Raw genomic sequence first — 18107 nt, 5'->3', positions numbered from 1 at the left:
GCTACTCCCCTTCTGCTCACCCCAGGGTACGTGACCGGTACAGCAGTCCGCGCGCCACCAGCTCCAGCACCACCGCCACGGCCACCGCCTGCACGGCCAGCAGCGCAACCAGTACGAACAGCTGCACCACGCCTGCGAGCAGCGGCGACGCACCGCCGAGCAGCATCCCCACGAACGCCCCCGGGAGCGTGACCAGGCCCACAGTGCGGGTCTGGTCCAGGCCGGGCAGCAGGGCGTCGGAGGCGGCCGGGCGGGCGATCTCCAGCCGGGCGTCGCGCTCCAGCAGCCCCAGCGCCAGCCCCGCCTCGACCTCGCCGTGCCGCGTGTGCAGCTCGTCGAGGGCGCGTCGGCCGGCGAGGACGGTCGCGGTCAGGCCGCCGCCGATGAGGATGCCGGTCACCGGGATCAGGGCGACGCCCTTCAGCGGTACGAGCCCGGTGAGCAGCAGCGCGAGGACGACCGGCAGCACGCCCGCGCCGATCGGCACCGCCGCCCACCACCAGGTGCGGTTGTCCGTGATGCGCCGCCCGGCGGTGCGCACCGCGACGGAGAACATCAAGGCGAGGAAGCCCAGCAGCAGGGGAACCGCCCGTACCACCCATCCGATGAGGGCGGCGACGGCGGACAGTTGAACAGCGGCCCGCAGCCCGGCGAGGGCGATGGCGCGGGCGTAACCGCGCCCGCGGACGTCGGCCAGGCGGGCGACCGCGGCGACCGTGACGGCGGCGGCGAGCAGGACGGCGAGGACCACGCCGAGCGTGGCGTTGACGGGCAGCAGCGCTGCGGCGGCAAGCACGCGGCCACCCTACGGTCACGACTGCCGCACCACGACCCACGAACATCCGTGCGTCCGGGCGCATCTGGCGGCGCGTCAGGCCAAACGGGTGCCGTGGCGCAACAGGCGCATGTCACTCCCGTAAACCCTTGCCTTGACATGCCCGCGTCGCCATCCTGTCACCTGGCGACCACCCCCCGGATACCCGTCGCCGTGATCCTGGCCGCTACCCGGTTGCGGCCCGTTCCCCCCTCCACTCTCAAGGGAGTTCCCATGTCCGGTGTGCGCGTTCCCTCCCTCCGGCGCAGTGTCTACGCGCGTCGTACGGCCGTCGTCACAGGGCTCGGCACCCTCGTCGGCACGCTCGTCCTCAACGGACCCGCCGCACAGGCCGCGCCGCCCAGCCCGCCGGACGCCGCCACGGCCCGCGCCTATCTGGCCGAGCTGACGGTCAAGCCCGAGGGCACCATGGACGGCTACAGCCGCGCCAAGTTCCCGCACTGGATCACCCAGTACGGGGAGTGCAACACCCGCGAGGTCGTGCTCAAGCGCGACGGCGACAACGTGCAGCAGGACGCCAAGTGCGCGGCTGTCTCCGGCACCTGGCGCTCGCCGTACGACGGCGCCACCTGGAAGGACGCCCAGGACGTCGACATCGACCACCTCGTGCCGCTGGCCCAGGCCTGGCGGTCGGGCGCCAGCTCCTGGACGACGGCGCAGCGCCAGGCGTTCGCCAACGACCTCACCCGCCCGCAGCTGATCGCCGTCACCGACCGCGTCAACCAGGCGAAGGGCGACAAGGACCCGGCGCAGTGGATGCCGCCGCTGGCCTCGTACCGCTGCACGTACGCGCAGATGTGGGTCGACGTGAAGCACTACTACAAGCTGACCGTCGACTCCGCGGAGAAGAACGCGCTGACCGGCATCCTCAACGGCTGCCACTGACCTTCCGTACCACCGCCCCCTCGATCCCCGCCGGGCCGCGCCCGGCGGGGATCGTCGCGTTCCTGGCACCCCGGAAGCATTCATGAACGGAATGTGACATCCGAAGAAATCAAGAAACTTGAACTTGCAAGCACTCATTAGGCGTGCCTAACCTGGAGTCACTCGTTGTGCCCTGTCCCCAACACGAGGAGCCGACCCCATGCCCCCCACGCCGACCACGGCCGTGTCCTCCCCGAACGCCGCGAGCAGCGCGTCGGACGCGTCCGTTCCGGCGCTCACCGAGCGTCTGGACGCGGCCCGCCCGTACGCCCTCTCCCTGTTCCGCATCGTGGTCGGCCTGCTCTTCGCCTGCCACGGCGCGGCCTCGCTCTTCGGCGTCCTCGGCGGTGCGGCGGGCACGCACGGCGGCACGATCGCGGCGGGCACCTGGCCGGGCTGGTACGCCGCCGTGATCCAGCTCGTGGGCGGCGTCCTGGTGCTGCTCGGCGTCGGCACCCGCAGCGCCGCGCTGATCAGCTCGGGCTCCATGGCGTACGCGTACTTCAACGTGCACCAGGGCACCGCGCTGTGGCCGATCCAGAACGGCGGCGAGGCGTCCGCGATGTTCTCCTGGGCGTTCCTGCTGCTGGTCTTCACCGGTCCGGGCGCACTCTCGGTGGACCGGATCTTCAGCCGCAAGCGCGGCTGACCACCACGCAACCCCGCGCACGGCGCAACCCCTGATCCGGTAGGGGGCGGACCGCTCCACCCCTGCCGGATCACGTGATCCGGGCAACATCGGAACAACACCGCGCACCCCGCGCACATCCCGCGGTTGCTCCACGCGTACGCTGTACGGTTGTGAAGGCCGCCCCTGCCGCTCCCCTGCGACGTCGCGGCGGGGGACCGTACCGGGAGATCAGGACGTGCTGGAGCAGTTGGGGGCGTTGGCCGACACCCCATGGATATACGTGATCGTCGGCCTCTCCGTACTCCTGGATGTTTTCGTGCCGGTGCTGCCGAGCGGGGTCCTCGTGATCACCGCCGCCACCGCGGCCGCAGGCTCCGCCGCCGACGCGGTGGGTGATGCCGCACACGGTCACGCAGACCTCCCCAATATGTTCGCACTCGTGATGTGCGCCGCGACCGCGTCCGTGCTCGGCGACATGGTCGCCTACCGGCTCGCCTGGCGCGGCGGCGACCGCTTCGACCGCGCCATCGCCCGTTCCCGCCGCCTCACCGCGGCCCAGGAACGGCTGGGCACGGCGCTGCTGCGCGGCGGCGGCCCGCTGGTCGTCCTGGCGCGCTTCGCGCCCGCCGGACGGTCGGTGGTCAGCCTCGGCGCGGGCGTGATGCACCGCCGGGTGGCCGAATTCCTCCCGTGGTCCGCGCTCGCGGGTCTGACCTGGGCCGCGTACAGCGTGAGCCTGGGCTACTTCGGCGGCCAGTGGCTGGGCGCGTCGTGGCTGAGCACGGCGGTGTCGGTCTTCGCACTCTTCGCGGCCGGGGCGGGGGCGGTGTTCCTGATGAAGCGCCCCGAGGAGCGGGAGGCCCGGGCGCAGTAGCGTTCCGGCACACCACCACACACGAAACGGTGGCCTGGTCCCCCCGAACCGGGGGGACCAGGCCACCGTCGTATGCAGGTCAGTGCACCTTGGTGAAGACGCCCTTGTCGTCCAGCGCCTTGAGCCCGTTCGCCCAGAGCTGGTTGACCCGGCTCTTCTCGGCGGAGTTCGGGTATGGGTTGGTGCAGGACGGGCCGGGGCCGCCGCCGGACATCAGCTCGCTGCACGGGCCTGAGTAGTGGTCCGGCAGGCCGAGGACGTGGCCGGTCTCGTGCGCGGTGACGCGCGTCGAGTCGTACTGCTCGTTCTGCTGGTAGTCGAGGAAGACGTAGCCGCGGCCGTGGCCGTCGGTGCTGGCGTACGAGCCGCGCTCGTCGTTGCCCTCGTAGTAGTTGAAGTCGGCGTTGCTGCCGGCCCGCAGTTGAACGTTGCGCACCGAGCTGTTCCAGATCCGGGCGCTGTTGGCTATCTCCGTCGCGAAGCTCGGCGCCTGGCTGGGGTCGTAGGTGACGGTGACCGAGCGCAGACCGGGCGTTGCGGCCTGCTTCGCTCTGGCGGACTTCATCACGGCCTCGAAGAAGGCCTTGTTGTTCTTCTCCTCGGCCGCCGAGCCGACGTACGAGGACGTCTTGTACGAGGCCTTGGCGTGCGCCGCGCCCTGGCCGGCCGTGACGGCCGAGGCGGGCACTGCCGCCATGGTGGCCGCGAGGCCGAGGCCGAGGGCGGCCGACAGCACCATCGTGGAGCGTTTCATGTGGGGGACTCCCATTCGTGCCGAGAACCTCTTCGGCCGCGCGCGAGGTGGGCCGCGGCGGCCGGGGTTCACCGGGTGAACTCTTGTTCCCCTTGAGTCTCTGACGAGTTATCAGTGATATGGATGATGCCAATTGGCCATAGCACCATCCAATCACCTACCCTGCGCCCTCCAACTGCTCGCGTGCGGCCGGGATGTGTCTGGTGTGGCGCAGGAGGCGCAGTTATGCTCCCCACGTGGAGCTAGAGGTCAGGCACCTCCGTGCACTTTGCGCCATCGCAGACACCGGCAGCGTGCGGAAGGCCGCGGTGCAGCTGGGCATGACCCAGCCCTCGCTCACCACTCAGCTCCGGCGCATCGAAACCGCCATCGGGGGCCTGCTGTTCACCCGTGGCCAGACCGGCAGCCGGCCGACGCCGCTGGGCCACTCCGTGCTCTCGCGCGCGAGGCCGATCGTCGCGGAGATGGCCGCCCTGGTCACGGCGGCGCGGGAGGCGGCCGTCGGGGTGGGCGGGGTGCGCCTGCGCCTGGGCAGCATCGGCAGCCGTGCGGTGACGGGCTGGCTGAGCCGCATCCACGAGCGGCTGCCGGAGACGGAGACCACGATCCATATAGAGGTCTCCTCCAACACGCTGCTGCAACTCCTCGCGACCAACCAGCTGGACGTGGCCTTCGTCCACGAGGCCGAGGGCTTCCCGCTGCACGTGCCGCCGGGCGTCGAGCGCCGCGTGCTCATCGCCCGCGAGCCGCGCTTCGTCGCCCTGTCCTCGGCGCACGCCGCGGCCTCGCGCGAGGTGATACACCTCGCGCAACTGGCCCAGGAGGCCTGGATCGTCGACCCCACGGCGGACGACGAGGCGACGGCCCTGCGCCGGGCGTTCACGGCGGCGGGCCTGGACCCCCGCCTCGTCCACGTCCGCGACACCACGACGGCGGCGGAACTGGTCGCCTCCGGCGAAGCGGTCCGCTGCTGCCAGCCCACCGCCGACCCCACCCCCGGCACCGTCATCCGCCCCCTGTACGGCGACCCGCTGACCACCCAGCTCTCCCTGGCCTGCCGCCCGGGGTCGCTGCCGCTGGTGGAGCTCGACGCCCTGTTCGCCGACCTCATGGACGCGTATGTGGCGGTGTCCGGCCGCAACACCGCGTACCGGGCGTGGTTAGACCGCCACGGCAGCCCGCTGCTGCCGTCGGTGGGGAGTCACTGAGGGCGCGGCTGCACCCGGCGGTACTTCTGCCGTGAACCGCCTTCGGGGCCGGGGGCGGTGGCCCAGTGCTCGCCCTGGCCGGCCAGGGCGAGGAAGCCGGGGACGTCCTGCTCTTGCGCGAGTCTGACGATCATTGGGGGAGTGTGACAGCTACGGTCTGCCTTTGAGGTTGCGGCGGTTGGCTTCGCGGACTTTTGCGAGCAGCGCGCTCGGGAGCTGGCCGGCATTGCGCTGCCGGGGCATCAGGCCTGCGTGAGTGACGGTCGGACCGTGGGGGTGGGGGCCTTCCGGCAGCGGCAGGGCCAGGGCCAGGGGGCGGTAGTCGATGAAGCGGTGCGTGCCGCATCCACGGCAGGTCTTCATGCAGTCCGTAGACACCCAATCTGCCGCGGGGTGAGGGCAGGACATGTTGCGGATGCCTTGCTTTCGCAAGCCGCTCCCGGGTGGCCCGAAGCCCAGTCCGAGTGCGGCGCGGCCGCCCGTCACCGTGTGCCGTCACTGCGGATACACCAGTTTGCGGCGCAGGCCGCGCATGCCTTGAGATGCCATGTCGTCGTTCTGCCGGACCAATCGGTGACCGCGATACGGCCAGCCGGAACGTGGCCTCCACCGGACAAACGGCACCAGCAGCATCTGTTCCCGCTCAGCTGGCCTTCGGAGTAGGCAGTCGGCGGCGGCAGGGAGGCGCCTTCGCGGGCTGAGGGATCCAGTGGGCTGTGCTGAATGGCGGTCATGGCTTCCACCTTCGTGCCTCGAAGGGGTCGTTCCTACTGCGTTCGAGGGACGTTGGGAACGGAGTGGGCTTAGCGTTCCATGCGCTCCCAACGTCCTAGGGGGTACGTATGAACGAAACTCTGCGTCGTGCCATGGCCAGTGCCCGACTGACGGACCGGCAGCTGGCCGAGCGGTGTGGCGTCGACATCAAGACGGTGAGCAGGTGGATCACCCAGCCGGGCAGGGTCCCCCGGGCCAGGCACCGCTGGGCGGTCTGCGAGGCGCTGGGAGAGGACGAGGCAGTGCTTTGGCCGACGGCAGCCAAGAAAGCCATCAAGCTCGGGCCCGACCGGGAAATCGTCTCCGTGTACCCCTACCGATCCGGATGCCCGGCCTCGCTGTGGCGCTCGCTGATCACCAAAGCGGCGGAACAGCTGACTTTCGCCGGTTATACCAACTATTTCCTTTGGCTGGAGCAGGCCCACTTTGGTGCGGCGCTGCGCCGCAAGGCGGCCCAAGGGTGCCGCGTTCGCTTCCTCGTCGGTGAGCCGGACAGCGATCTGACGCGTTCGCGGGAGCAGGACGAGGGAGTTCCTCTGACCCTGTCCACCCGCATCCGCGTGACCCTTGCGGAACTGGAGAAGATCAAGACTCAGCCAGCGATCGAAGCGAGGTACAGCGGCGGGCATGCGCATCTTTCCGTCTTCCGGTTCGATGACGACATGATCGTGACGCCATTGCTGACTCACCGAGTTGGGCATGATGCCCCTACGCTCCACCTCCGGCGCTGTCAGGGGGACGGCTTGTTCGACCGATTCGCGTCACACGTCGAAGAGTTGTGGAAGAACGGAACTCCGGTCTGGGAAGGACTCGCACATGGGCAGACGTGATTTCGAGGACGACCCCGATGCCCCCGCCGCCAACAGCCTGGTCCCGGCCGCATCGGCCATCGTCGTCGATGCTGCGGGTCGAGTCCTGCTCCAGCGACGCAGCGACAACGGCATGTGGGCCCTTCCCGGTGGCGCCATGAATCTGGGCGAGTCCCTCGCCGAGTGCGCGGTACGGGAAACGAAGGAGGAGACCGGTCTCGACATCGAAGTGACCGGCATCGTAGGCACGTACACCGACCCCCGGCACGTCTTCGCCTACGACGACGGCGAAGTGCGGCAGGAGTTCTCCATTTGCTTGCTCGCATGCCCGGTTGGGACGGATGTGGATCGGCTGGTCGCTTCGGACGAGTCGACGGACGTGGGCTGGTTCGCGCCTGACGAGGTGGACGGACTGCCTATGGTGCACGGCATTCGCAAGCGCTTGGACGACTGGCGGCGCGGGCGTATGCCTGCGATTCGATAGTGGAAAGATGACCACAAACCCATATCTACTAGCTCAAGCCGATGTGCGCCCATGCATCTCGCATCGCACTATCGCCGTTGGGGCCTTTACGTTCGCCCAACAGCCTCAGGATGACGAGATTGCCAAGGTCGTAGACGGCGGCTTGCATCTCACCAGCAGCGACAGCTACTTCTACCCGCTCGTGCGATTGGAATCTCACTCCAGGGAACCCAATGGCCAGCCAGCAGACCAGTGGGACTACGTCCGCGTATTCCGTAACGCTGCGGTCGAAGGCCACCTCTCGGTGGCGGCCCTGTTCGACGCTCCCTGCCCTGGACTAGAGCTACCACCAGGCCCTTACGACCTGCGTGTCCAATGCCGAGGCCGAGACCATACTCCTGCTATGGAGCTCTTCGGCGAGGTTCCCACAGAAGAGCCTCACGAGGACCCTCTTGAGCACTGGCTCATCCAGCTCTGGCCCGCCAGTCAACCGACAGCTTGAGGCCAATCTGCCTGTAAGCACATACGAGGTGCGTTGAGCACCCGCCCTGGCTACGGGGCGGGGGGCTCTGACGCCGGCGGTGCGTGCACTCAGCTCGCGAAGTCGATATCCCCTCGTTCCTGGTGCGGCTTTGGGATCGGCACATCGAATCGTGGCCGTACGACTGCCCGTTCTCGGCCGCTGGGGGTCAGACGTGGAGGCGCGGCAACTTCGGGCGGATCCTGCGGCCGGCCGCAGGATGGCCGCAAGGCCATCGAGCGGAAGAGGGGCTACGCCGGACAGGAAACTTGGGCACCGATCCTGCCGGGCTTCACGATGCGCGGTGCCCGGCACACCGCTGACATGTGGATGAAGGAGGACTGCGTGGACCGCGCTCGCCGTGTATGCCGATCGCCGGGCCCGGCGTGCCCCCACCCTCGTGAGGCGCTCGTCCACATGGACCGGATGCCCGGTCGCCACCGACGTTGATGTCATCTGCGGATGTCAAAGAGCCCCCAGTCTTGATCGACTGGGGGCTTTCGCACTGGTGGGCACAGACGGATTTGAACCGCCGACATCCGCTTTGTAAGAGCGGCGCTCTACCGCTGAGCTATGCGCCCTGGCATGGAAGGACAGCGTACATGCCCCGCCCCCCGTCCCCGCAAACCGGGGGTTAGCACCACCTTCAAAGCGGTAGGCAGTCGTATCGCCGCCCCGGGGGACCGTCCATAAAGTCGTCGGTCGTGGGGCATCGGCGAAGGGCGCCGGTCCGGGGGAATGGAGATCGTCATGGTTCGCCGCGGGCGTCGTGCCGTACGGGTGTCGGGTCTGGTGGGGGGAGTGCTGGCCGCCGGAGTCGTGCTCAGTGGGTGCGGGTCGGCGAACGCGGATGACGCCACGCCGGAGCACAAGACCTTCTCGCTCAAGGGGAAGGAGCTCACCGTCGACAGCGACAACTCGGAGATCGAGCTCGTGCCCGGCGGCAGCGGCAAGGACGTGAAGGTCACCCGGTGGTTCGACGGATGGGCCATGGGCGGCTCCGCGGGGGTGACCTGGCGGATGGAGGGCGACACCCTCAAGCTGCGGATGAACTGCAAGGGCCTCACCGTCGGGTGTGACGCCAAGCACCGGATCGAGGTGCCGCGCGGCGTCGCCGTCACCGTGAAGGACGACAACGGCGCCGTCACCGCGCACGGCTTCGACACCACCCTGAAGATCACGTCGACGAACGGGTCCGTCGACGTGAACGACGCCAAGGGCCCCGTCGATCTGAAGACCACCAACGGCAGCCTCTCCGCCAAGGGCCTCGACTCGCAGCAGGTCTCGGCCGTCACCAAGAACGGGCAGATACGCCTCGGACTGAACCGGGTGCCCGACAGCGTCCGCACCGACAGTGACAACGGCGCCACCACCATCACCCTCCCCCGCGCCCCGTACAAGGTCGACGCGACCAGCCACAACGGGCAGGTCAAGGTCGAGGTCCCGCGGGACGACGCCAGTCGGCACACCGTGAGCGCGCGCAGCGAGAACGGCGGCATCCAAGTGCGCACCGCGGACTGATACCCCGAGCGGAGGGCCCTTCGTGCTCGTCCCCGGCGGGTGGGAGAATGACACCCGGGCCTGGGGCGATCCATCGGGAGAGGGCAAGTGACGGCGACCTGCGCGCGTACGGTGACGGCTGCGGTCCGGGAGACCCTCGCCCTCGTCCTCCTTCCCCTCCCCCTGCTGCTCGCTGCCGCACCCGCCGCCTTCGCGGGCGGCAGCGCCCGCCGCTGGGGCTGGGGGCGCAGCGAGAGCCAGCGGGCCGACGCACAGGCCGCGAAGGACGAGGCCGCCGCGGCCTTCTACGAACTGGACACCGCCCAGCGCGAGCTGCGGATCGCCATCGAGACGATCACGGCGGCGGACTCCTCGCCCGCCGGGCGCAAGGCCGCCGCCGACTTCGAGGCATTCGGGCAGCGCATCGACGAGGTCTCCGGCGCCTACATCACCGCCGTGGACGCACACGACCTGGACCGCGAGGACCTGGACGCCGCGGCCGCCGCCCGCGCCCGCGGCGAGCTGACCCGGGCCAAGGACGACCTGGTGCGCGCCAAGGCGGACCTGGAGCGGTTCGGGCAGAGCCTGGCGCCCCTGCTGACCAGGGCCGAGAACCAGCTGGCGCAGCTCGCCCCCGCCGTCGAGCGGGCCCGGCAGGGGCTGCTCGCCGCGAGCAACGCCCTGGACGCCGCCCGCGCCGCGGGCCTGGGGGCCGACGACCTCGCTGCCCGCCTCGCCGCCCTCTCCCCCGAGCTGACCAAGCTCAACCAGGGCGCCGCCCGGCACGGCGTGCAGGAGACCGTACAGCGCGCCGAGCACGTCCGGTGCGAGGCCGAGGCGATCCGCGCCGAGGCCGAGCAGCTGCCGCAGAAGGCCGCCGAGCTCGACAAACGGCTCGTCTCGCTGCGCACCCGCGCCCAGGCGCTGACCACCCGCGCGGCGGGCGTCGCCCCGGTCCTCAGCGAGCTGCGCCGCCGCTACAGCGCCGCCTGCTGGCAGGACCTCCAGCGGGTGCCCGAGGAGGCGGAGCGGGCGGTCGCGCAGGCGGAGGAGAAACTGCGCGAGGCCCGTGCGGCGCGGGACGAGCAGCGCTGGGCGGACGCCACCGCGCTGCTGGCCACCGTCCGGGCGCTGCTCGGCACCACCGACGAGGCCGTCTCGGCCGCCGGCGACCGGCTGCGCCGCCTGGACGAGGTCTCCTTCGACCACCAGGGCGAGGTCGAGCGCACCCGCTTCGCCGTGCGCGACGCCCAGCGGCTCGCGATGACCGGGCGCAGCACGCCCGACCCGCGCCACGCCCGCCCCCTCGACGAGGCGGTGGCCCGCCTGGAGCGGGCCGTCGGTGGCCTGGAGGGTCGGCATCCGGACTGGTGGCACTTCCTGACCGAGACCGAGGCGGTGCGGCAGACAGCCGCCCGCGTCGTGCAGGAGATCCGCGAGGAGCGCGGTGCGGGACGGTGACGGCCGTCCCCGCGCCCTCACTATGCTGCCCGCATGCCTCGTTACGAATACCGCTGCAAGGCCTGCGGCGGCACCTTTGAGCTGAACCGGCCCATGTCCGAGTCGTCCGCACCCGCGACCTGCCCCGACGGGCACACCGACACGGTGAAGCTGCTGTCGACCGTGGCCGTCACGGGTTCGGCCGCCGCTCCGGCGCGGCCTTCCGGCGGCGGTGGCGGTGGCTGCTGCGGTGGGGGCTGCTGCGGCTAGCAGAGCCGGGACCGCGAGCGGGCCGGTCGTCCTCCGCCGCGCGGCGGAGGACGCATGCGGCCTGCGGAGAGCCACGCGGTGAAAGCTACGCGGTGCGGCGCGCCAGCGTCAGCCCGTCGGCGACCGTGAGCATGACCGACTCCATCCGCCCGTCCGCCGCCACGTGTTCGTTGAACACCCTGACGTCCATGCCGGGCCCGGCGGTCACCGACGGGTCGGCGACCTGGCCGGAGAAGAGCACGTTGTCGACGGCGAGCAGCCCGCCGGGGCGCAGCCGCGGCACGATCTCCTCCCAGTAGCCGATGTAGCCGTCCTTGTTGGCGTCGAGGAAGGCGAGGTCGAGGTGCGGCTCGGCGGGCAGGGCGCGCAGCGAGTCCAGGGCGGGCCCGATGCGCAGCTCGACGCGGTCGGTCACGCCGGCCTTCGCCCAGGCCTCGCGGGCGTGGGCCGTCCACTCCTCGGAGATGTCGAGGGTGAGCAGCTTCCCGCCGTCGGGCAGCGCCTGGGCCATGGCCAGGGCGGACAGGCCGGTGAACGTGCCGACTTCGAGGATCCGCCGGGCGCCGGTGAGGCGGACCAGGAAGGCCAGCAGCGCGCTCTGCTCCTCGGGGACCTGCTTGATCGCGTCGGCGGGGAAGAGCGCGTGGGTGGTCTCGACGAGGGCGCGCTGCACCGGGTCGAGCGGCGGGTTGTGGGCGAGCACGTAGGCGTACAGCTCGGGGGTGAGCGGCGGGTTCTTGACGTCGGCCACGCGGACTCCTGGGCGGCTCAGTTGAGTTGACGCCTTGAGGTTACGGTCCGGCAGGGCCGCATACGAGCCTTCCGCTTACGAGCCTTCCGCGAAAGCCCTGACGATCTCCTCCCCCGCCAGCACGCCGCAGGAGTCCAGTGCGGTGACGTGCGGGGCGCTCCAGCCGGCGGCCGCCAGTTCGCCGTGGCCCGGGCGCCAGGCGCGGTCGGCGGCCAGCAGCAGATCGGCGTCGAGCAGCGAGTCGCCGGCGGAGAGCACCGTGCCGGCGCCGGTACGGCGGGCGACCTCGGCGACCGCGGCGCTCTTGGTGAGCGGCTTCGGCACGGCGTAGACCTTGCGGCCCTGGAGCGAGACGGTCCAGCCGCGGCCGTCGGCCCACTCGGCGAGCTCCTTCACCCACGGTTCGGGCAGGTTCGGGCGGTCGACGACGAGGTAGGCGAACAGGTCCGCGGCGGTGCGCTCCTTGAGCAGCCAGGCCGGGTCGGCGGTGCTCACCAGGTGCCGGTGCACCTCCGCCAGCGGGGCGCATTCGGCGGTGAGCCTGCGGCGCACCTGTGCCCGCCAGGCGGGGTCGCTCTCGCCGTGCACGAGCAGTTCGCCGCCGTTGGCGCAGACCGCGTACTCGGGCGGGGGGCCGGGCAGCCGGATACGGCCGTACTGCTCGGGGGTGCGGGTGGTGGCGGGGACGAACGCGACCGCGGGGGCCGTACGGGCCATCCCGGCCAGCAGGGCGGCGGCGGTCTCCGTCATGTAGGAGAGCGGCCTGTGCTCGTACACCTCGACGCACAGCAGACGGGGTGCCTGTGCGTCGGGCATGGCCAGACCCAGGGCGGCGGTGGAGTAGATCAGGGTGCGGTCGAGGTCGCTGGCGATGAGGGTGGTCACCGGGACTGCACCGCCTTGCCGTCGGCGCCGGTGGCGCCGCGGGTGTAGCGGGGGTGGATCAGGCCGACGCAGCTGTAGGGCAGGCCCTCCACCTCCTCGACCGGGACGCCGCGCTGCCCGGCCAGCAGCCGGACGTGATCCAGGTCCGCCCCGGCGGTGCGGTCGGCGAGGATCTTCCAGGGGACGCGGCGCAGCAGGACGCGGGTGGTCTCGCCGACGCCGGGCTTGACGAGGTTGACGTCGTGGATGCCATGCTCCTCGCTGATCCGCTCGACGGCGGCCCAGCCCTTCCAGGTGGGGGTGCGGTCGGCCGCGGCGAGCTCCTTGGCGTCGAGGGCGACGTCCTGCCCGACGTCGCCGAAGCGGGCGGCGACGGCGTCGACGAAGGCGCGGGAGACGTCGGCGCCCGCGAGCTCGCGGTAGAACTTGGCGCCGTGGAAGTCGTGCGGGCCGACGAGGTCGGCGCGCAGCACGGTGCGCGAAATCAGGCCGGAGACGGTGGAGTTGAGACAGGCGGAGGGGATGAGGAAGTCGTCCCGGGTGCCGTAGGTCGTCACGCAGTGGCCGGGGTCGGCGAGCACGGCGAGGCGCGGGTCGAAGGGGGTGCCGTCCAGGGCCTCGTCGAGTTCGCGGGTGATGGCGCCCTTGCCGGTCCAGCCGTCGACGAAGATGACGTCGGCGGGGTCATGGTGGTCGGCCAGCCAGCGCAGTGCGGTGGTGTCGATGCCGCGGCCGCGCACGATGGAGACGGCGTAGTGCGGCAGGTCCAGCCCGTGCACGTGCCGCGCCCAGCGGCGCATCAGCACACCTACGGGCGTACCGGCGCGGGCCAGCGAGACGAGGACGGGGCGGGGCGAGCGCTCGGCGAGCACGGTCTCTGTGACAGTGCCGACGGCACGGGCGATGCGGGTGGCTGAGGCGTCGAGTGCCGAGCGGTAGAGCGCCTGGTAGCGCTCGCTGGGCTGGTACTCGACCGGCAGCGACTCGGCGTAGTGCGCGCCGCCGCTCTGGATCGCCTCCTCGCGCTCCTCGGTGGGGGCCTCCAGCTCCACGGACGACAGGTCCTGCAGCAGCCAGCCGACGTCCTCCGGCGCGTAGGAGGAGAAGGCGGGGCCGCGGAGCGGTTGGCCTGCGGCGCGGTGGGAGGGGATCACGGCGAGCAGCACCTTTCGGGTGTGCGCGGCGAGCTGGTGCAACAGGCCGCCGGGGGCGTGGAGTTCGGGGGTGTCGGCGGCGGAGTCGACGACGACGATGACGGCGTCGAAGCGGGCGTCCGCGACGTTGTAGGCGTAGCGCTCGCCGGGACCGTCGGCGGGGTCGTCGTGGGCGGGGAACGTTATCCGCGATCGGATCGCGTAGCCGGGGTCGTCAACGGGGAGGACGGGTGAGCGGGTGGTGGTGGAGAACCGGACGTCTTCGAACGCGGGCTCAAGCGCTTGCGCGAGGCGCAGGGGGGCGTACATCAGCTCTTCGGTGCCGAGGACGAGGACGCGGCGGGGTGGCTGGGCGGCGTTGTCGTCTGCGGGTCGGGTTGTGCCCACCCGTCCCGCCCCAGCGGGACGATTGCCCACAACCCGGGTGAGTTGCTCGGCCATGCGCGGAAGCGCCGCCTCCAGCCGCGCCCGGTGCTCCGGCGTGAAGCCGTGCCGGCCACCGTCGGGCAGCCCGACCGGCCAGCCGAGCTCAACCCGCTGCGTTTGTGGGCAATCGTCCCGCAGGAAGGTGGGCACAAACGCACCCGCAGACGGCGACGACGCCTCAGCCACCAACTGCTGCCCCCGCTCCAGCACCCCGTCCGGCAAGGACACCGTGCCGGACGCCAGCGCGACCACCTCCACCCGCGCCCCCAGCTCGCGCGCGAACTCCGTCAACCGCGCCCGGTCACCGGCACCCCGCATGTCGACCAGCGCAACGATCACATACCGCGACCGCGGAAACCGCCCATGCAACGCCCCGATCGTATTGAGCACCGTCCGCCCCGTAGAGAACTCGTCGTCGACGAGCACCAGCGGGCCGTCGCCCGAGAAGAAGTCCGGATCCTCCGGCAGCAGCAGGTGCGACGTGGCGTGGCTGTGTTCCTCCTCGAACCCGCCGACGGACGGCACGCCGGGCACGGCCCGCCGGGTCGAGTGCAGGTACGGGGCGAGCCCGATGCCGTCCGCCACCGCGTGGCCCAGGCCCGTGGCCGTCTCGGCGTACCCGAGCACCGCCGCCCGCCCGGCGTCCGCGTCGCCGAGCAGGGCCCGCACCCGGCGGCCGAGGCCGGCCCCGGCCTCGTACACCCGCGAGGGGGACGCCGGCACGTGCTTGCCCAGCACGTTGGAGACGAGCAGGTGCGCCCGTTTCGGATTGCGCCGCAGGGCCAGGCCCAGCAGCTCCGGCAGGCGGGCGTCACCTTCCAGCCCGACGCCCAGCCGGTCCGCGACCCACTGTCCCGACCACACCACGTGCGAACTCTCCTCGCTCATACGTCCTGCAACCCCGCCGCCAGCAGCTCCACGAAGCTCACGTCCTCGCGGGCGACGCCGAAGACCTCGGCGCGCAGCATGGTCCGCTCCGCCCAGGCGCGGTGGGGTTTCACTTCGTTCATCTTGTTCGTGTAGGCGGAGCGCAGCACGCCGCCGCCTCCCCGCTCGGGGCGCAGGATGTCCTGGGCGTCGCTGAACTCCTCGTGGCTGACGACCGACAGCGCGTGCACGGGCGCGACGTGGGAGGGGTGGATGCAGGTCTTGCCCTGCAGGCCATTGGCGCGGTCGAGCTGGATCTCGCGGAGCAGGCCGTCCAGGTCGTGCTCGATCAGGGCCGTGCGCAGCGCCTCGGCGGGGCCGGCGAACGGGCTGCGGCGCAGCTGTGGCTTGAACATTCGCTCGGGCTGCGGGAAGTACTCCCACACCGGGCCGGTGACCGTGAAGCCGCTGCCGTCGGCGCGGCCGAGGACGTTGACGACGTCGGCGATGACGGAGGCGACGAGCTGGACGTCGTAGGCGGTCATGTCCGGCGCACGGCGCAGCCCGTACGCGGAGCAGAAGTCGGTGACGCCGAGCCGCAGCGCCAGGATGCGCTCGCGGTACTTCTCGACCGTGCGGACTATGCCGCCGAGGGTCTCCCTGCGGGTCTCCAGGTGGAGCAGTTCGGGCGATTCCAGGACGGGCATGGCGAACAGCCGTCGCCCGCAGGCGGTTTCGGCGTCGGCCAGCGCTTCGAGGAAGGGCAGTCCGCGCTCTTCGGTGAATTTGGGCAGGACAAATCCGGACAGCGACCGGACGGCGGGGCCGAGCCGCCGCACGAGGTCGGTGATCTGGCCGGGCTCGCGCACGCGGACGAAGAGCAGCGGCAGTTCGCCGCTGTCATGGCCGTCGAGCTCGGTGAGCTGGCGGACGAGGTTCTCCTCGCCGGCCGCCACCTCGGCGTCGCCGATGGAATCCTCCAGGCACAGCACCATGGAGACCACGCCGCGCCGGGCCTGCTTGAGGACGTCCCGGGCGAGGGTGGGCCGGGTGGCGGGGCTGTAGAGCGTGGCGCCGAGGGCGACGGAGAGCGTACGCGCCGGCGAACCGGCGTCGAACTCACCCGGCTCCTGATGGAACAAACCATTCCGCACCGCAGGCGCAAGGTACCCGAAATGCCTCATTGCTCTCCCCGTCTGCAGTGCCCGCACGTCTCCCTCCGGGCCACCCGGCTAAGAGGCGCGGCCGATTATCGTACGTCCGGGGATGGGTCAAGAGTTCCCCAAGCACGTGAAAAACTCGTGACGGGGATGGCTCGGTTCGGTAAGCGATACGCGCACGACAGCCCGGCGGCAACCCCTGCGTTGTCCGCGACCCGGGGAGGAAGGCAGGATTGCGGACATGACGCACGCCATGATGAAGGGGTCGAACATCCCGCTGGAGGCCCACAGCGTACGGGCCGTCCTGCGCTGGACCCCCGGCCCGGGCGTTCCGGACGTGGACGTCTCCGCCCTGCTGCTGGGCGAGAGCGGCCGCGTGCGCACGGACGAGGACTTCGTCTTCTACAACCAGCCCCGGCACCCCTCCGGCCTGGTCCGGCACCTGCCCAAGAAGCGGCAGATCGAGGGCATGACGGACTCGATCGAGGCCGACCTGTCCACGCTGGACGCCTCCGTGACGCGCGTGGTGCTGGCCGCCTCGGCGGACGGCGGGGCGTTCGGTCAGGTCAGGGACTTGTGCGTGCTGCTCTACGACGCCGGGCGGGACTCCGCGGCCGTCGCGCGCTTCGACGTACGGGCGGAGACGGGCGACGAGACCGCGATGCTCTGCGGCGAGCTGTACCGGCGCGGCGAGGGGTGGAAGTTCCGCGCGCTCGGCCAGGGCTACGCCTCGGGGCTGGTGGGGCTGGCCACCGAGTTCGGGATCACGGTGGAGGAGCCGGAGGGCGAGGCGCCCGCGGAGCCCGCCCAGGAGCCCGCGCAACCGCCCGCCGGCGCGGTGGGATATCCGCCGCCGCCCGCCGCGCCGCCCGTGATCCCGGCGCAGCCGTCGCAGCCGGCGTACGGATACCCGCAGCGCCCGCAGCCGTCCTACGGCTATCCGCAGCCGCGTCCGGTGCCGGACCCGGGCTTCCGGCTGCCGCCGCAGGGGCCGCAGTTCCAGCCGAACCGCTAGGGCCCGCGACGGGGCGGGCCGTCGGCTACACCTTCGACTTGTATCCCCTGCCCCACTGCAGCCCCCACCCGTACAACCGGTCGAGCTCCGCCTGGAAGCCGTACACGTAGCGCATCTCGCGCCGCACGACGATCTCGCCCTTGACGTTCTCGATCATCACCACCGCGCACGACCGCGCTTCCGGCGCCCGCTCGTGGAGGGGGATCTCCAGCGCCGGGCCGTTGCCCGGGTAGAGCGTCACCATCGCGTGTGTACGGTCGAAGGCGGGGGTCCCGTCGTAGATGTAGACGAAGACCAGCACGCGCTTGAAGTCGTCGCGGTGGTCCATGTTGATGTAGATCGTCTCGCCCGACCCCGAGCCGAAGCGGTCGTCACCGCTCAGCTGGATATACGGCGGCGAGTTGATGCTGCCCAGGATGTTCCCGAGGGGCTGCACTACGCCCTTGGTGCCATCCTGCAGCTCATACATACAGGCGAGGTCGAGGTCCACGTTGACCATCGCGGGACCCTGGGCCTGGACGAGCTCTGGGGTGAACTTGCGCAGCGGATGCCGCATCCCGGTGCCGAAGCTTCCCCGCCGCTCGTCGAAGTCCGAGGTGCGCATCCGCCAGGACAGATTGACCCGCAGATTGCCGCTGACGGCACCCTGCTTGGTCAGCGAGAACGTCGGGCGGCGCTTGGTCAGCTCGACCGCGCCGCTGGTGCCGACGGCATCGAATTGCCGTGCGGCAGCAGTCCCCCAGTTGCCGAAGAACCTGTCCCTGATTCCCATTGCCCCCTACTCCCAGCATGAGCCCTGCTACGGCCGCGGGGCGGCCGTGAGGTTGATCCTCGCGACCGCCCCGCT

The 18107-nt window shown here is 71.1% G+C and carries 19 protein-coding genes and 1 tRNA gene; 10 read left to right on the top strand and 10 right to left on the bottom strand.

Features of this window, described 5'->3' with window-relative positions; translation table 11 throughout:
* Positions 1-16: 16 nt before the first annotated feature.
* Positions 17-796: an ABC transporter permease gene (locus tag FHS39_RS08265; RefSeq protein ID WP_343069437.1), complete on the bottom strand. Its 780-nt coding sequence runs from the start codon at positions 794-796 to the stop codon at positions 17-19.
* Between the two features lie 252 nt (positions 797-1048).
* On the opposite strand from FHS39_RS08265, the gene FHS39_RS08260 reads away from it, so the two are divergent.
* The 3 genes from FHS39_RS08260 to FHS39_RS08250 all read left to right on the top strand — a co-directional run bounded on the left by FHS39_RS08260 (position 1049) and on the right by FHS39_RS08250 (position 3264).
* Positions 1049-1720: an HNH endonuclease family protein gene (locus FHS39_RS08260; protein WP_184347806.1), complete on the top strand. Its 672-nt coding sequence runs from the start codon at positions 1049-1051 to the stop codon at positions 1718-1720.
* Positions 1721-1919: 199 nt separating this feature from the next.
* The gene (locus FHS39_RS08255) at positions 1920-2408 is read left to right on the top strand and encodes a DoxX family protein (RefSeq protein ID WP_184347804.1); all 489 of its coding nucleotides are present in this window, start codon (positions 1920-1922) and stop codon (positions 2406-2408) included.
* Between the two features lie 217 nt (positions 2409-2625).
* Complete coding sequence (locus FHS39_RS08250) at positions 2626-3264, top strand: VTT domain-containing protein (protein ID WP_184347802.1); 639 nt, start codon at positions 2626-2628, stop codon at positions 3262-3264.
* Positions 3265-3343: 79 nt separating this feature from the next.
* Here FHS39_RS08250 and snpA read toward each other — a convergent pair whose 3' ends face one another.
* The gene (gene snpA / locus FHS39_RS08245; RefSeq protein WP_184347800.1) at positions 3344-4018 is read right to left on the bottom strand and encodes a snapalysin; all 675 of its coding nucleotides are present in this window, start codon (positions 4016-4018) and stop codon (positions 3344-3346) included.
* Positions 4019-4212: 194 nt separating this feature from the next.
* On the opposite strand from snpA, the gene FHS39_RS08240 reads away from it, so the two are divergent.
* Positions 4213-5226 (top strand): LysR family transcriptional regulator, encoded by a 1014-nt coding sequence (locus FHS39_RS08240; RefSeq protein WP_184347798.1) that lies wholly within the window; start codon positions 4213-4215, stop codon positions 5224-5226.
* Here FHS39_RS08240 and FHS39_RS08235 read toward each other — a convergent pair.
* Positions 5220-5360, bottom strand: coding sequence for a hypothetical protein (locus FHS39_RS08235; RefSeq protein WP_184347796.1), 141 nt, complete (start codon positions 5358-5360; stop codon positions 5220-5222). The genes FHS39_RS08240 and FHS39_RS08235 overlap by 7 nt on opposite strands.
* A 16-nt stretch (positions 5361-5376) precedes the next feature.
* On the bottom strand, positions 5377-5634 hold the full coding sequence (locus tag FHS39_RS08230; RefSeq protein WP_281396788.1) for a DUF6255 family natural product biosynthesis protein: 258 nt from the start codon (positions 5632-5634) through the stop codon (positions 5377-5379).
* A gap of 434 nt (positions 5635-6068) precedes the next feature.
* On the opposite strand from FHS39_RS08230, the gene FHS39_RS08225 reads away from it, so the two are divergent.
* Both FHS39_RS08225 and FHS39_RS08220 read left to right on the top strand, forming a co-directional pair.
* Positions 6069-6830, top strand: coding sequence for a DUF5919 domain-containing protein (locus FHS39_RS08225; protein ID WP_184347792.1), 762 nt, complete (start codon positions 6069-6071; stop codon positions 6828-6830).
* A complete protein-coding gene (locus FHS39_RS08220; RefSeq protein WP_184347790.1) occupies positions 6817-7293 on the top strand; it encodes an NUDIX domain-containing protein in 477 nt (158 codons plus the stop codon). Before FHS39_RS08225 ends, FHS39_RS08220 begins: the two co-directional genes overlap by 14 nt.
* Before the next feature lie 1005 nt (positions 7294-8298).
* On the opposite strand, the gene FHS39_RS08215 is transcribed toward FHS39_RS08220, so the two are convergent.
* Positions 8299-8373: transfer RNA gene (locus FHS39_RS08215), tRNA-Val, on the bottom strand.
* Between the two features lie 169 nt (positions 8374-8542).
* Here FHS39_RS08215 and FHS39_RS08210 point away from each other — a divergent pair.
* The 3 genes from FHS39_RS08210 to FHS39_RS08200 all read left to right on the top strand — a co-directional run bounded on the left by FHS39_RS08210 (position 8543) and on the right by FHS39_RS08200 (position 11002).
* Positions 8543-9313 carry a DUF4097 family beta strand repeat-containing protein gene (locus tag FHS39_RS08210; protein WP_246469989.1) on the top strand — a complete coding sequence of 257 codons (771 nt, stop codon included), beginning with the start codon at positions 8543-8545 and terminating at the stop codon, positions 9311-9313.
* 87 nt (positions 9314-9400) lie between these two features.
* On the top strand, positions 9401-10753 hold the full coding sequence (locus FHS39_RS08205) for a hypothetical protein (RefSeq protein WP_343069436.1): 1353 nt from the start codon (positions 9401-9403) through the stop codon (positions 10751-10753).
* Positions 10754-10786: 33 nt separating this feature from the next.
* A complete protein-coding gene (locus FHS39_RS08200) occupies positions 10787-11002 on the top strand; it encodes an FmdB family zinc ribbon protein (protein ID WP_184347786.1) in 216 nt (71 codons plus the stop codon).
* An 85-nt stretch (positions 11003-11087) separates the two neighbouring features.
* On the opposite strand, the gene FHS39_RS08195 is transcribed toward FHS39_RS08200, so the two are convergent.
* From FHS39_RS08195 to FHS39_RS08180, 4 genes are all read right to left on the bottom strand, one after another.
* A complete protein-coding gene (locus tag FHS39_RS08195) occupies positions 11088-11753 on the bottom strand; it encodes a class I SAM-dependent methyltransferase (RefSeq protein ID WP_184347785.1) in 666 nt (221 codons plus the stop codon).
* Between the two features lie 75 nt (positions 11754-11828).
* Positions 11829-12638: an HAD family hydrolase gene (locus tag FHS39_RS08190; protein ID WP_184347782.1), complete on the bottom strand. Its 810-nt coding sequence runs from the start codon at positions 12636-12638 to the stop codon at positions 11829-11831.
* Entirely contained in the window at positions 12635-15106 is a 2472-nt protein-coding gene (locus tag FHS39_RS08185; protein WP_184347780.1) for a phosphoribosyltransferase, read from the bottom strand. The genes FHS39_RS08190 and FHS39_RS08185 overlap by 4 nt, the downstream gene beginning before the upstream one ends.
* Positions 15103-16269: an HpcH/HpaI aldolase/citrate lyase family protein gene (locus FHS39_RS08180; protein WP_184347778.1), complete on the bottom strand. Its 1167-nt coding sequence runs from the start codon at positions 16267-16269 to the stop codon at positions 15103-15105. Before FHS39_RS08180 ends, FHS39_RS08185 begins: the two co-directional genes overlap by 4 nt.
* Before the next feature lie 217 nt (positions 16270-16486).
* Here FHS39_RS08180 and FHS39_RS08175 point away from each other — a divergent pair, with 217 nt between their 5' ends.
* On the top strand, positions 16487-17260 hold the full coding sequence (locus FHS39_RS08175) for a TerD family protein (protein WP_184347776.1): 774 nt from the start codon (positions 16487-16489) through the stop codon (positions 17258-17260).
* A 25-nt stretch (positions 17261-17285) separates the two neighbouring features.
* Here FHS39_RS08175 and FHS39_RS08170 read toward each other — a convergent pair whose 3' ends face one another.
* Positions 17286-18032, bottom strand: coding sequence for a TerD family protein (locus FHS39_RS08170; RefSeq protein ID WP_184347768.1), 747 nt, complete (start codon positions 18030-18032; stop codon positions 17286-17288).
* Positions 18033-18107: the final 75 nt, after the last annotated feature.

This window comes from Streptomyces olivoverticillatus (genome assembly GCF_014203555.1).
In the GTDB taxonomy this organism is placed as follows: domain Bacteria; phylum Actinomycetota; class Actinomycetes; order Streptomycetales; family Streptomycetaceae; genus Streptomyces; species Streptomyces olivoverticillatus.
Note: the sequence above shows the minus strand (reverse complement) of the source record. Positions and strands in the feature narration are given on the sequence as shown.

Coding starts and splice junctions, on each gene's coding strand:
- FHS39_RS08175 (WP_184347776.1), top strand. CDS start 16,487: ATGACGCACGCCATGATGAAGGGGTCGAACATCCCGCTGGAGGCCCAC.
- FHS39_RS08200 (WP_184347786.1), top strand. CDS start 10,787: ATGCCTCGTTACGAATACCGCTGCAAGGCCTGCGGCGGCACCTTTGAG.
- FHS39_RS08260 (WP_184347806.1), top strand. CDS start 1,049: ATGTCCGGTGTGCGCGTTCCCTCCCTCCGGCGCAGTGTCTACGCGCGT.
- FHS39_RS08240 (WP_184347798.1), top strand. CDS start 4,213: ATGTGTCTGGTGTGGCGCAGGAGGCGCAGTTATGCTCCCCACGTGGAG.
- FHS39_RS08170 (WP_184347768.1), bottom strand. CDS start 18,032: ATGGGAATCAGGGACAGGTTCTTCGGCAACTGGGGGACTGCTGCCGCA.
- FHS39_RS08220 (WP_184347790.1), top strand. CDS start 6,817: ATGGGCAGACGTGATTTCGAGGACGACCCCGATGCCCCCGCCGCCAAC.
- FHS39_RS08180 (WP_184347778.1), bottom strand. CDS start 16,269: ATGAGGCATTTCGGGTACCTTGCGCCTGCGGTGCGGAATGGTTTGTTC.
- FHS39_RS08210 (WP_246469989.1), top strand. CDS start 8,543: ATGGTTCGCCGCGGGCGTCGTGCCGTACGGGTGTCGGGTCTGGTGGGG.
- FHS39_RS08225 (WP_184347792.1), top strand. CDS start 6,069: ATGAACGAAACTCTGCGTCGTGCCATGGCCAGTGCCCGACTGACGGAC.
- snpA (WP_184347800.1), bottom strand. CDS start 4,018: ATGAAACGCTCCACGATGGTGCTGTCGGCCGCCCTCGGCCTCGGCCTC.
- FHS39_RS08235 (WP_184347796.1), bottom strand. CDS start 5,360: ATGATCGTCAGACTCGCGCAAGAGCAGGACGTCCCCGGCTTCCTCGCC.
- FHS39_RS08185 (WP_184347780.1), bottom strand. CDS start 15,106: ATGAGCGAGGAGAGTTCGCACGTGGTGTGGTCGGGACAGTGGGTCGCG.
- FHS39_RS08255 (WP_184347804.1), top strand. CDS start 1,920: ATGCCCCCCACGCCGACCACGGCCGTGTCCTCCCCGAACGCCGCGAGC.
- FHS39_RS08230 (WP_281396788.1), bottom strand. CDS start 5,634: ATGTCCTGCCCTCACCCCGCGGCAGATTGGGTGTCTACGGACTGCATG.